The sequence below is a fragment of the Spongiibacter sp. C9W genome (genome assembly GCF_057370015.1).
In genome coordinates this window covers 3,226,466-3,239,658 of record NZ_CM170672.1, presented here as the reverse complement: position 1 = coordinate 3,239,658, position 13,193 = coordinate 3,226,466, and the positions used below count along the sequence as shown (strand labels likewise).

The 13,193-nt window shown below is 56.3% G+C and carries 11 protein-coding genes; 4 read left to right on the top strand and 7 right to left on the bottom strand.

Annotated features, from left to right (window positions below):
- The 5 genes from AC2Q8J_RS15400 to AC2Q8J_RS15380 form a co-directional block, all read right to left on the bottom strand.
- Entirely contained in the window at positions 1-2,184 is a 2,184-nt protein-coding gene (locus AC2Q8J_RS15400) for a molybdopterin oxidoreductase family protein (RefSeq protein ID WP_486451720.1), read from the bottom strand.
- Positions 2,185-2,485: 301 nt separating this feature from the next.
- Positions 2,486-3,601, bottom strand: coding sequence for an OmpA family protein (locus AC2Q8J_RS15395; protein ID WP_486451719.1), 1,116 nt, complete (start codon positions 3,599-3,601; stop codon positions 2,486-2,488).
- 221 nt (positions 3,602-3,822) lie between these two features.
- Positions 3,823-4,518, bottom strand: a complete 696-nt coding sequence (hda, locus tag AC2Q8J_RS15390) for a DnaA regulatory inactivator Hda (protein WP_486451718.1) — start codon at positions 4,516-4,518, stop codon at positions 3,823-3,825.
- Complete coding sequence (locus AC2Q8J_RS15385; protein WP_486451717.1) at positions 4,518-5,615, bottom strand: AI-2E family transporter; 1,098 nt, start codon at positions 5,613-5,615, stop codon at positions 4,518-4,520. Before AC2Q8J_RS15385 ends, hda begins: the two co-directional genes overlap by 1 nt.
- Positions 5,612-6,688, bottom strand: coding sequence for a DUF2066 domain-containing protein (locus AC2Q8J_RS15380; protein WP_486451716.1), 1,077 nt, complete (start codon positions 6,686-6,688; stop codon positions 5,612-5,614). The genes AC2Q8J_RS15385 and AC2Q8J_RS15380 overlap by 4 nt, the downstream gene beginning before the upstream one ends.
- A gap of 151 nt (positions 6,689-6,839) precedes the next feature.
- Here AC2Q8J_RS15380 and purM point away from each other — a divergent pair, with 151 nt between their 5' ends.
- The 3 genes from purM to AC2Q8J_RS15365 are packed head-to-tail and all read left to right on the top strand — an operon-like array spanning position 6,840 to position 9,237.
- Positions 6,840-7,889, top strand: coding sequence for a phosphoribosylformylglycinamidine cyclo-ligase (gene purM, locus AC2Q8J_RS15375; protein WP_486451715.1), 1,050 nt, complete (start codon positions 6,840-6,842; stop codon positions 7,887-7,889).
- Positions 7,890-7,892: 3 nt separating this feature from the next.
- Complete coding sequence (purN, locus tag AC2Q8J_RS15370) at positions 7,893-8,543, top strand: phosphoribosylglycinamide formyltransferase (protein ID WP_204996820.1); 651 nt, start codon at positions 7,893-7,895, stop codon at positions 8,541-8,543.
- A complete protein-coding gene (locus AC2Q8J_RS15365; protein ID WP_204996781.1) occupies positions 8,497-9,237 on the top strand; it encodes a DUF3108 domain-containing protein in 741 nt (246 codons plus the stop codon). Before purN ends, AC2Q8J_RS15365 begins: the two co-directional genes overlap by 47 nt.
- A gap of 14 nt (positions 9,238-9,251) precedes the next feature.
- Here AC2Q8J_RS15365 and dcd read toward each other — a convergent pair whose 3' ends face one another.
- Together dcd and apbC are read right to left on the bottom strand one after the other, a co-directional pair.
- Positions 9,252-9,818, bottom strand: a complete 567-nt coding sequence (gene dcd, locus AC2Q8J_RS15360; protein WP_027873484.1) for a dCTP deaminase — start codon at positions 9,816-9,818, stop codon at positions 9,252-9,254.
- Positions 9,819-9,856: 38 nt separating this feature from the next.
- On the bottom strand, positions 9,857-10,927 hold the full coding sequence (gene apbC, locus AC2Q8J_RS15355) for an iron-sulfur cluster carrier protein ApbC (protein WP_286837289.1): 1,071 nt from the start codon (positions 10,925-10,927) through the stop codon (positions 9,857-9,859).
- Positions 10,928-11,141: 214 nt separating this feature from the next.
- Here apbC and metG point away from each other — a divergent pair, with 214 nt between their 5' ends.
- Positions 11,142-13,187, top strand: a complete 2,046-nt coding sequence (gene metG / locus AC2Q8J_RS15350) for a methionine--tRNA ligase (RefSeq protein ID WP_486451714.1) — start codon at positions 11,142-11,144, stop codon at positions 13,185-13,187.
- The last annotated feature ends 6 nt before the right edge of the window (positions 13,188-13,193 follow it).

Below are 13,193 nucleotides of genomic sequence, written 5' to 3'. Positions count from 1 at the left end.
CTAGAAAGCCCGGCGTTCAACGTTGAGTCGCGCCGCCTCCTTTTGATCAATATGTTCAATGCGCACGGCACACTGCTTGAAGGCTGGCTGGCGGGAATAGGGGTCAAGCAATCCCAGCGACAGCCGGTTAACGCAGTCGTGATAATGCATAGGGATAAACAGCATATTGCGGGGAACCCGCTGCGTGAGCTGCACCATAACGACAGCGTCGCCGCGGCGCGACACCAAACGCACATAGCTCTGGTGGCTCACCCCAGCCGCGCGCGCGGAGTCTGGATTCATTTCCATGTAAGGCGTTGGACTGAACTTATTGAGGTTTCCAATTTTTCCGGTTTTAGTGCGGGTGTGGAAATGCTCCACGACACGGCCGCTGTTCATCCAGAAAGGATAGTGCTCATCCGGTACCTCATTGTCCTCGATGTAGTCCATGGCCAGCAGGTTGGCGCGCCCGTTTGCAGTGGGGAACACGCCGTCGCTGTACAACCGTGGGCTACCCGTTTCATCACCCTCGCGCATCGGCCATTGGATGCCGCGCTGCGCCTCAATCAGATCATGGCTCATGCCGGAGATATCCAAATTCCGGCCACGACCTTTTGACAACTGCTTCATTTCATCAAAGATTTCAGAGGTCGTCTCGGGAAAGGCGATCTCCCTGCCCCGCTCAAAACGTTTGGCCAGCTGCGAGAAAATCCAATGATCGGGCTTGGCGTCCCCCGGCGGCGAGGTAAACTTGCGTACCAAATTTACCCGCCGCTCAGTATTCGTTTGTACCCCTTCTTTTTCCCCCCACACGGCAGCGGGAAGATAAACATGGGCATAGTCGACCGTTTCGCAGTCGCGGTAGCCGTCCTGCACCACCATAAATTCGAGCTTCTCCAAGGCCTTTTTAATTCGCGGTTGGTTCGGCATGGAGGTCAACGGGTTGGTGGCAACGATCCACAAGGCCTTAATATCGCCCGACTCTATCGCCGGAAAAATATCGGTCTGTTGCAAACCGCGCTTTGCCGGGAAGAAGGATTCATCAACCCCCCAAAACTGGGCCACCTCCTTGCGGTGCTCCGGCTTCTCAAGCATACGATAGCCCGGCAGGCCCGAGCAGGATGACCACTCCCGGGTGCCCATGGCGTTGCACTGCCCGGTAATAGACAGACTGGTCCCGCCGGGCACGCCGATATTGCCGGTAATCAGGTTGAGGTTATTAATGCCGCACACGCCGTCGGTGCCGTGGGTACTCTGATTAATACCCATCGTCCAGATACTCATTGCCGACGGTGCCTTTGCGTAAATGCGGGCCACATGCTTGATGGTGTCTGGGTCGATACCACATATCCGCGAGGCGGTGATGGGGTCATATTTTTCTACTGTCGCAGCAAGCTCATCAAAGCCGTTGCAGTGGGCGTCTATATAAGCCTGATCCTGCAAGCCCTCCTTCAAAATGACGTGAGCTAAGGCGTTTAGCAGCACCAGGTCAGTACCCGGTGTTATCGGTAAGTGGATATCGGCAAATTGCGCCAGCATGGTCACGCGCGGGTCGACAACAATCAGTGGAAACTTGCGCTTCTCCAACGCCTCTTTTAATCGCCAATAAATAATGGGGTGTTGCTCAGGGAGGTTTGAACCAAAGGCCATCAGGCAGTGAGTATTTTCGAAATCCTCGTAGCAGCCGGGCGGCCCATCAGCGCCGAAGGAGCGTTTATAACCGGACACTGCCGATGCCATACACAGTGTGGTGTTGCCATCGTAGTTGTTGCTACCAATTACCCCGCGAACCAATTTTCCCAGGGTGTAAAACTCTTCTGTCAGCAGTTGGCCGGTGGACACAATCGCCACGCTATCGCGACCGTACTTCTGCTGGATTCGCATAAACTCCTCAGCCGTGCGATCGAGCGCGCTATCCCAACTGACTGGAGAAAACGCGTCGTATATCCGGTCGCGCATCAGCGGCTGCGTACCACGACCAGCGGTGCCACTCAGTTCATGCTCAAAGATACCCTTTATGCACAGCTTGCCCTGATTAACCGGCGCATTGCCCTTGCCGCGACTCGCCACCGGCTTCCCGTCGGCATTCAAACCGACCTCAATTGAGCACCCCGTGGAGCAATAACCACAGACGGCGTACTTCCAGTCCACTACCTGCTTGTCAGCAATCGTAATGGGCTTGCGTTTTCTGCGACCGAATATCATGAAATCCCTCATTGTTGCGCACTGTTTGTGTGCTAAACCGAGCCCGCGGGGGCTAAAAAAGCGCACCAACTTGGTGAATTGCCAAGCAAATCACCGCATCTACTCTGGACTTAACAAGAACTATGCCAACTAACTAAATCAGGCTGAAAGCCAGTAAATACGGCGGGCTATTCGGCAACACAGAACAACTTCGCCCTCAATTGGGGCATGGCAAGTTGGGGAGTATTTAACAGGAGGGGGTCGAAATTCAGGCAAAAAAAAGGGGCCCTCAGGGCCCCTTCCGGTATGCACCAGTCGCGATTTATTTAGCGACTTCTGCTTCCATTACTGCAACAACGCGGCGGTTAGCCTGACGGCCTGCCTTGGTGCTGTTGTCAGCGATAGGACGCTCTTCACCGTAACCAATCGCACTCAGGCGGCTGGCATCAATGCCGAACTCTTTAATCAGAGCACTGCGAACGGCGTCGGCGCGACGCTGAGACAGCTGCTTGTTGTAGGCCGCAGCACCAGTGCTGTCAGAGTGACCTTCAACAACGGCTTTAACACCACCGAAGCGCTTCATGAACTCAGCGACTTTCTTCAGCTCGCTGATTTGCGAAGCAGGAATCGCATCGGAGTTCAGTGGGAATTTCACGTCCATTTTGATCGACTCGGTGTGCTTGAGTACAAACTTACAACCGAATTTATCAACCTGGCGGCCCGCTGGTGTGTTAGGGCACTTGTCGCGGTAGTTAGGTACACCGTCACCGTCTTTGTCCAAGGCACAGCCTTTGGCGTCAACAGCAACACCTGCTGGTGTGCCTGGGCACTGGTCAGCACCATCTTCAACACCGTCAGCATCGCTGTCATTGCTTTGAACAGGCGCTGGAGCAGGAGCCGGCTTAGACTCGCCGCCGAACGCGTAGCTTAGGCCCAGAGAGACGATACCGTCGTCTGTTTCAGTATCAAAGCCATAGTAATAACGGGCATCAGCGCGCAATGACAACGGGCCGGAAAGCGCATAGCGTAAACCACCGCCAACATTACCGGTAGTGATGCCTTGGTCATTCTGGGCTTCGAAATTATAGTAAGCGTCGCCCAAACCTATAGCCGCGTAGGGGGTCAGACGGTCGTTATTTTCGATATTGTAGTAGCGCAGGGCACTTACTGAGAGAGAGAGATATTCTGCATCGCGAGCTGCTACGTCATAGCTGTTATCTGACTCAGAATATACCGCGCCGACCTCGACACCCCAATTCTTGCTAATTTGTTTTTCAATACTTAGAAGTCCGGCAGCGGTCTCATCCAGGTCCCAAGCAGAATCGAAAACTTGATAACCTACGCCGGCATTTAAGTACCACTTGTTGCTGTGGTCATCTGCCATCGCTGGTGCGGCAATTACCGCAGCAATCGCAGCACCCATTAATTGTTTACGCATTTTTGTAGCTCCCCTGATTATCACTTAGGTCTTCCGTCGCCCTACCTTAATGGTGGGTCTTGGCTCAAGAATAACACGCAAGTTTGCCCTTGCACGCCTGCTTTTCAGTAATTTTACCGCGACGGCGTTGCAAAGAGTTATAGAAGCTCCGCAAGAAAGAAGCAACCACTATTCGCAACGCCACGCCCGCATCGAGAGTCTGGATTGAGTGAAAAGTTCACTCACCAAGACATTATTTCTTTTACAAACGGGATCGTCAGTCGCCGTTGCCGCGCCAGGCTGTGACGGTCTAAGTCGTTTAGTACGCCAAATAGCGCTTTTAGATCACGCTGGCAACGGCGATAGATAAACTCTGCGAGGGCCTCATTAATATCCAGGCCCATAATTTGAGCACGGTGACAAAGCGCGGCGATTCGCTCCTCCTCGCTAAGTTCAGAGAGTCGATAAACACTAAAGCTCTGCAGGCGAGACGCCAGGTCAGGCAGCTCAATCGCCAACTGATCAGGGACGTCGGTAGACGCAAAAAGCAGCGAGCAACCCCCGCCAAGCGCGCGATTGTAAAGACTAAACAGCGCCACTTCCCAGTCGCTGCGGCCGGCAATGGCTGACAAACCGTCAATGCACACGAGGTCTGCCAAATCGGCATCTTCCAGTACCATTTCAGCGGGATAGTCCAGCAATTCTGCGGCGGGGATATAGCGCACCGAACGCCCCTGCGCGTCGGCCAACTGGCAACAGGCCTGCAACAGGTGCCGCCGACCACTGCGCCCAGCGAGGTAAACCAGCTTCTCGCCCTGTCCCGTTGCCACCCCCTTTAAGACTGCTACCGGAAGCTGCTGCGACGGGGCGACATAGTAATTATCAAAGGTCGCTTCCGTATCGAGGCTAAGCGCGAGGGGCAACTGCGTTGACGCCATCAGTCCTCGTCCTCGTCTTCAAGCACCAGGGGGATTTCTCCACCTTCTTGATACCACTCGCTGCGCAAATACGCGTCGTGAAGATAGCCGGCCATCACCTTCATTACCGAGGCAACCGGCAGCGCTAACAAAATGCCAAGGAAGCCGAACAACTGGCCCCCTGCCAATATGGCAAATATCACCATTACCGGGTGCAGGCCAATCTTGTCGCCCACCAGCGACGGCGTTAAATACAAACTTTCTAACAGTTGGCCAATACCAAACACCACTGCAACGCCCAGCAATTGCCAGGACAGGTCAAACTGGAAATACGCCGCCAACCCCGACGCAGCGATGCCCACGATAAACCCCAGGTAGGGGACAATACTGGCCAGGCCTGCCGCCAGGCCCAACACCAATGCCAGATCGAGCCCGAGGATAAACAAACCGGCGGTGTATATCGCACCGAGCGATAACATCACCAAAAATTGCCCGCGCGCAAAGGCACCTAATATCTCGTCGCATTGGCGCGCGATATCAACATACAGCGCTTCGTGGGAACGCGGCAGCAGCTTGCGAATTGCCGTCATCATCACATCCCAATCGCGCAACAGATAGAACGTAACAACAGGGATGAGCGTGATGTTCGCCACCCACGTCATCACCGCGACACTGGAGCCACTTATTTTTTGCCACACATAGACAAAAATGCCACCTGCCGCATCCCAGTGTTTGCTGATCGCTTCTTTAGCCGTATCGATTGGCTGGGCCTGCTCAGGCAAATCCAAAAATCCACGCAACCCGGGCAGTGCCGTCTCTTGCAACCATCCAACCAGCGCGTATAAACGCTGCACCAGCAGCTGCATTTGATCCAGCAACAACGGCAAGGTGATTAAAAACATCAGCAGCGAAAACAGCGACAAGCCGCTGAAGACCAACACCACCGACATGGTTCTGCCCACGCCTCTGGCCTCTAAGCGGTCGGCGAGCGGATCCCCCATATACGCCAGCACTGAGGCAATGGCGAAAGGCATTAATATTGGGCTGAGGGCATTGAGCAACCACGCCAGCAGTAAAAGTCCCCCCAGCCACCATAACCAGCGAACATTCACTGTCATGGCTGTCCCTGCCAGATATAGTTGCCTTGCGTCGCCAGTGGCGACCGGCTGCGGCCTACGCCCTCAGCGGCGCGGCGCAGGCGGCCATCCAGCTGCAGATAGCGCTCGACTTTATCCATATCGTCTTTCAACACCAATTCCAGCACCAACTCCTCGCCAAACGCCCACGCCGCATTCGCGTGCTCTATGACCGCAAGAGATTCCAGGTAACTCACCATCTGCGCGTAGTCGTCAAAGCGCGTGAGGCCACTCACATGGATCAGCGTGCGCCCACCAGCACCGGCAACACTGTTGACCGCGTAGCGACGCGCTTGAACATCGGCGACCCGATCGACCGCTGCCGCCAGAAAGCCACTGTCTTGCTGACTCTGGGTATCAAAGCGTTCGCCGCTCTGCTCATCGAGCAAGGCCCAGCTCGCCAACCACTGGCCAGTGGACAATTGGGAGGCCCGCCCCATAAGAATGAAAGGCGGCGCATAGCGTTGCGAGGCTTCGCGAACTCGGGCCTCGGGCATTTGCCACAAAGCCTGCGCACTCAGATTACCCGCATCAATCAAGTCGAATAGCGGCAACTGCAATGCCAGGCCACGGCGTGCCACAGCATCCTGGAGCGCCTCTTCTAGGTCCGGGTGGCTACCGCTGCCGAGGAAGCTTCGCCCCTCTGGCGTATCGACCACCAGCCACAGTAATACCGTGGGACGATTTGCCGACCACACTGGCAAACCGGCTGATTGAAGCACCGCATTGACCTGCCGAGGAGAGAACTTCATGTCCAGCCAAAGACGCTCTTCGCCATCGATGCTTTCACGGCGATAGCTGTAGCGAGTTAAAAATGGTTCGGGGGAAGCCAGTGCTTCAGAGAGTGCGGAGGACTGTGGCAGCTGGCCCTGGCCGGACACACGCACAAAGACTTGCTCCAACGCACTGGCCGCACCGCGGCGGAGAGTCGCAGGGGACTGTTCGGCAACGGCCTCGCGCCCCTTGTAGAGGTCATCGACACGGCCCGCGACAGCGGCCGAGCACAGGCAGGCAGCTAACAACAATAGCAGCGGCCGCTTTAGCGCATTAATCACAGTATTAAAATCCCTCTACCTGAAACTGGCGCCACAGTTTAGCAAGGCGCGCCTACCAAGTCCTGAAGCAGCGCAAAATTCCCGATTTAGCTGCTGAATTGCGCGACCAACCAAGCTAGAATAGCGCCCTCAAAGAGGACAGCCAAGCACTATGACTGATACCAACAAGCCCAGCCTGAGTTACAAAGATGCCGGTGTAGACATTGACGCCGGAGATGCACTCGTCGAGCGCATCAAAGATGTTGCCAAACGCACGCGTCGCCCAGAAGTCATGAGCGGCCTCGGTGGTTTTGGCGCCCTGTGCCAACTGCCGACCGGCTATAAAGAACCCGTCCTGGTGTCGGGCACAGACGGTGTCGGCACCAAGCTAAAACTGGCGATGGACACAGGCATTCACGACAGCATTGGTATCGACCTCGTCGCAATGTGTGTCAACGACCTGCTAGTGACAGGCGCTGAACCGCTGTTCTTCCTCGATTATTACGCTACAGGCAAGCTCAACGTCGATATTGCCAGCAGTGTCGTTACCGGCATCGGCGCCGGTTGCGAACAATCGGGCTGCGCACTGGTCGGCGGTGAAACCGCAGAAATGCCCGGCATGTATGAAGGTGAAGACTACGACCTGGCTGGCTTCTGTGTTGGCGTTGTGGAGAAGTCCGGCATTATTGACGGCAGCTCTGTTCGCATCGGCGATGCACTGGTTGGCATCGGTTCCTCTGGCCCTCACTCCAACGGCTACTCGCTGATTCGCAAAATCATCGACCACAGTGGTCAGGCGCTCGACAGCGAGTTTGGCGACAGCACACTGGGTGAAACCCTGCTCGCGCCCACGCGCATCTACGTGAAGCCGGTACTGAATATCATCAAACAGTTCCAGGTTAATGCACTCGCCCACATCACTGGCGGTGGCTTACTGGAAAATATCCCTCGCGTACTGCCGCGCAACACCCGCGCAGTTATCGACAGCGACAGCTGGCAGCGCCCCGCCATCTTCGACTGGCTGCAAGAGCAAGGCAATGTCGAAGCACGCGAAATGTACCGCACCTTCAACTGTGGTATCGGCATGGTCATGGCCGTATCAGCAGAGCAAGCCGATAGCATTGTCGACATGCTTCACCAGCACGGTGAGACAGCCATGGTCATTGGCCGCATTGAGGCCGGCGATGACAACGCAGACCGAGTGGTTATCAGCGACCTGTAAATGATGGGCTGTCGTATAGTAGTTCTGATCTCCGGTGGCGGCTCGAACCTGCAGTCCATTATCGATGCCGCCCAAGCGCAGCAGCTGGGCGGTGGCGACGTCGTCGCCGTTATCAGCAACAAGGCTGACGCTGGCGGCCTGCAGCGCGCCGAACGCGCCGGAATAGCCACTAACTGCTTGCCACACACCGACTTCAGCAGCCGCGAGGCGTTTGATGCCGCTCTGCAGGAAACCATCGACCAACACCGGCCCGACCTCGTGATCCTCGCTGGTTTTATGCGCATTCTCACAGGCGGCTTCGTGCGCCACTATCTGGGGCGCCTGCTGAATATTCACCCCTCACTGCTGCCGAAGTACCCCGGCCTCAACACCCACCAGCGCGCGCTGGATGCCGGTGACCGCGAAGCCGGCGCCACGGTGCACTTTGTTACCGAAGAGCTGGATGGCGGCCCGGCAATAATTCAGGCAAAAATACCGATAAACGCTGGCGATGATGCTGCAACTCTTGCCGACAAGGTCTTGTCCAAAGAGCATCAAATTTATCCTTTGGCGGCTCGCTGGTTTGCCGAAGGGCGATTGTCTCTCGTGGCTTCAAAGGCGGTACTCGATGAACAGGAACTTCCTCAGCACGGCGTTATCTTTAACGAGCATTAAGGCCCTGGCGAGCGCTCTGCTGCTTGCCTGCGGTGCCGGCCTTGTCCACGCCGACGCCGATGCCCTAACCCCCTATCGCGCGCACTACCAAATCAGCCACGACGGTCTCAGCACCAAGGCTGAACGTATTCTGGAGCGCGACGGCGACCACTGGCGGCTCAGCCAGCACGCGAAATTGTTTTTCTTTAAAGTCGACGAAGAAAGCAAACTGGAAGTGCACAAGGGCACGTTGCGCCCCCTGTCTTACCGCTACGAAAACAATGTCAGCAGCAAGAAAAACCTCGAACTGACCTTCGACTGGGCCAAGCAAACCGTTTCCGACAAGCAGGCCAAAAAGCCCTGGCAGAAAGCCCTCAAGCCTCACTTCAGCGACCAACTGAGCGCCCAACTGCAGTTGCGTGAAATGTTGATCAAAGGCCAGCTGGATTCACAGCAGAATCAGACGGTGGTAAAAAGAAAGGGCAAGCTCAAAACCTATGGCATCAGCCGCATCGGTGAAGAGCGTATTGAGACGGCAATGGGCACATTGCAAACCGTGAAGCTGCGCAAGCATCGCGACGGCAGCAGCAGCGAAACGTTTATCTGGCTGGCGCCAGAATTGAACTACTTGATAGTGAAACTAGAACAGCGCGAAGACGACGAGCTTTATTCGATGAACCTGCTCAGCGCCGAGTTCGACACGCCCTCGCGCTGAGCAATCACGCACTATCAAGTTTTTGGCAGCGTCACGCCGCGCTGTCCCTGATACTTGCCGCCCCGGTCGCGGTAACTCACCTCGCACACCTCATCAGATTCAAAAAACAGCATCTGCGCGACACCTTCATTGGCGTATATCTTCGCCGGCAGCGTGGTAGTGTTGGAAAATTCCAAAGTCACGTGACCTTCCCACTCGGGTTCCAGTGGCGTGACATTCACGATGATGCCACAGCGCGCGTAGGTGGACTTACCCAAACACACCGTCAATACACTGCGCGGAATCCGAAAATACTCAACGGTGCGCGCCAGCGCGAACGAGTTGGGCGGAATAATGCAGGAATCGCCCGTAATGTTTACGAAACTGCGGTCGTCAAAGGCTTTGGGGTCAACCGTTGCCGAGTAAGTATTGGTAAACACCTTAAACTCATTGGCACAGCGCACATCGTAGCCGTAGCTGGAAGTACCGTAGCTGATGATTCGATTGCCATCCTGCTCGCGCACCTGCCCCGGCTCGAAGGGCTCGATCATCCCTTCTGACTCGGCCATTCGACGAATCCACTTGTCTGATTTAATCGCCATTGCTTTCCCCTGAGCCGCCGCATTGGCAGCAAATAGTATTAATCGTCGCTAATAGAAATCTGTGGTGCCGCCGCACTGCTGCGCTGGCGTCGGGCCAACTCGACCGCAGTGGCCGTGGCCATATCGCGATACAATTGCGCCGCTTCACTGTCAGGCGCCTGCGTCACCACCGGGGCGCCGCGATCCGCTTGTTCGCGAATCTGCATCGACAACGGCAAGGCGCCGAGCATCGGCACAGCGTAGTCGCGAGCGATATGCTCGCCACCGCCCTCACCAAATATATGCTCGGCATGACCGCACTGACTGCACACATGCACCGCCATATTCTCGACCACGCCCAGCACCGGCACTGACACTTTGGCGAACATCTCAATGCCCTTCTTGGCATCGAGCAAGGCGATGTCCTGTGGCGTCGTGACCACAACAGCACCCGCAACAGGTACCTTCTGTGACAGCGTCAACTGAATATCACCGGTTCCCGGCGGCATATCGATAATCAGGTAATCCAGATCCTGCCAATAGGTTTGGTATAACAACTGCTGCAGCGCACCGGTTGCCATGGGGCCGCGCCATACCATCGGTGTTTTCTCGGTCACCAAATACGCCATCGACATTGACTGGATACCCTGCGCCTCAATGGGCAACAGATACTGCGTACCGTATTGCTTGGGGCGCACACCCGATTCAACGCCCAGCATCATCTGTACGCTTGGGCCATATATATCGGCATCCAACAGGCCAACTCTCGCGCCTTCTGCGGCCAGTGCCAGGGCAAGATTCACCGACGTGGTCGACTTACCCACGCCTCCCTTACCCGATGCCACCGCAATAATATTGCGGACATTTTCCATGTTTTTAATGCCCTGTGACGCCTGGTGAGCGGCGATTTCCCAACTCACACTCACCTCACAAGACAGCCCCTGCGCCGCCAAACTGTCGCGCAAAAATGCCTCGTACTGCTGTTGGTGGCTGCGCGCCGGAAAGCCCAGCACCACCTCGCAAACACCCTCGGCAGGCATGCGAATGTTGGCAATACTTGCCAGCGGCTGACTGAGCCCCGGCAGGGTTACGGCTGACAAGCACTCTTGAATGGCGTGTTCAGATGGCAAAACAGGCTCCTATATGGGCGGCCTCGGCGAGGCGTCACTACAGCGGCTAAGCGGGCGAGTATACGCCGCAGCAGGCGCCCTCACAACGGCCGCATAGATGCGTCGGCAACGTAAAAACGCTATAGTATCGCCCCCCGACGGCAACGCCGCCGGACAGTCTACACCGCGGTATACGCCGCTACGTCTCTGACTCATTGTTTTATGAAGGATTAGCATGTCGCGCAAGATTCTGGTTACCAGTGCCCTGCCCTACGCCAATGGCCCACTGCACCTTGGGCACCTCCTCGAATCGATACAAACCGATATCTGGGTGCGCTTTCAAAAATTGCGCGGCAACGACTGCGCCTACCTCTGCGCTGATGATGCCCACGGCACCGCGATTATGCTGACGGCGGAAAAACTCGGCATCACCCCGGAGGAGCAAATCGCTCGCGTCAAGGCTGAGCACGAGCGCGACCTCGGCGGCTTCCTGATCGAGTTCGACAACTACTACAGTACCCACTCCCCCGAGTGCCAACATTATTCGGAAGAAATATACCGCCGCCTCGAGGCCAATGGGCATATCGAAAAACGCGAAATCACCCAACTATTCGACCCCGAAAAGCAGCTCTTCTTGGCTGACCGCTATATCAAAGGCAGCTGCCCGAAGTGTAAAACCGAGGACCAATACGGCGACAATTGCGAAGCCTGCGGTGCCACCTATACCCCCGCCGAGCTGATCAATCCGCGTTCGGCCATCTCCGGTGCCACTCCCGTCGAGAAAGCCTCCACCCATTACTTCTTCAAACTGGGCGACTTCGAGCAACTGCTCCGCGACTGGACCAGCAGCGAGGCCCTGCAACCACAGATCGCCAACAAGCTTCGCGAATGGCTCGATGCCGGCTTGCAAAGCTGGGATATTTCCCGCGATGCGCCGTACTTTGGTTTTGAAATTCCCGGCGCACCCGGCAAGTACTTCTACGTGTGGCTGGACGCGCCCATCGGCTACATGGCCAGCTGCGCCAACTGGTGCGAGCGCGAGGGCCGCAGTTTCGATGACTACTGGGCAAAAGGCTCAACGGCCGAGCTGTACCACTTCATCGGCAAAGACATCATCAATTTCCACGGCTTGTTCTGGCCAGCCATGCTCGACTCTGCGGGCTTCCGCCAGCCCACAGCCATCTATGCCCACGGCTTCCTTACCGTCAACGGCAAGAAGATGTCCAAAAGTCGCGGCACCTTTATTAAGGCAGAAACCTATCTCAAACACCTGCCCGCCGAGTACCTGCGCTACTACTTTGCCGCCAAGCTCTCCGGCGCGGTCGACGACATCGACCTGAATCTGGAAGATTTCACCAAACGGGTGAATGCCGATTTGATCGGCAAGCTGGTCAACATTGCCAGCCGCAGCGCCAAATTCGTTCACAAAGGCAATGAAGGCCGCCTGAGCAGCGAACTTCACAAGCCGGAACTGTGGCAACAGGTAACCGGCGCCGCCGACGACATCGCCACGCACCTCGAGCGCCGCGATTACGGCAAAGCCGTGCGCGAAATTATGGCACTGGCCGACGCGACCAATGAATACTTCGACGCCTGTGAGCCCTGGAAGCTGGCAAAACAGGAAGACGGCAAGCAAGAAGCGGCGGCGGTCGCCTCGCAGTGCATCAACGTGTTCCGCGTACTGGTTACCTACCTCGCGCCGGTGCTGCCAAAGCTTGCCGAGCAGGTTGAGCAATTCCTGAATATTCGACTGAGCTGGTCAGAGGAATTCACCCCACTACTCGACCACAAAATTGAAAACTTCAAAGCCATGATGGCCCGCGTCGACAGCGACAAGGTGCAAGCCATGGTCGACGACAGTCGGCAATCCATCGAGGCAGCGAAGACCGTACAAAAAGCCAGCAAAAAGCCAGAGAAAAAGGCGGCCCAGATCAATGTCGATGCCATTGCGGACACGATAGAGTTTCCAGACTTTGCCAAAATAGATCTGCGCCTGGCCAAGATTGTCGATGCCCAGGCCGTTGAAGGGGCCGACAAACTGCTGCAACTGACGCTGGATCTCGGCGAACACGGTCAAAAACACGTGTTCTCGGGGATCAAAGCCGCCTATAGCCCTGAGCAACTGATCGGCAAACTCACGGTGATGGTGGCCAATCTGGCACCGCGCAAGATGCGCTTCGGTGTGTCTGAGGGCATGGTGCTGGCCGCAGGCCCCGGTGGCGACGAACTGTGGCTGCTGGAACCCCACGAGGGCGCCAAACCCGGAATGAGAGTCCAGTAAGCATTA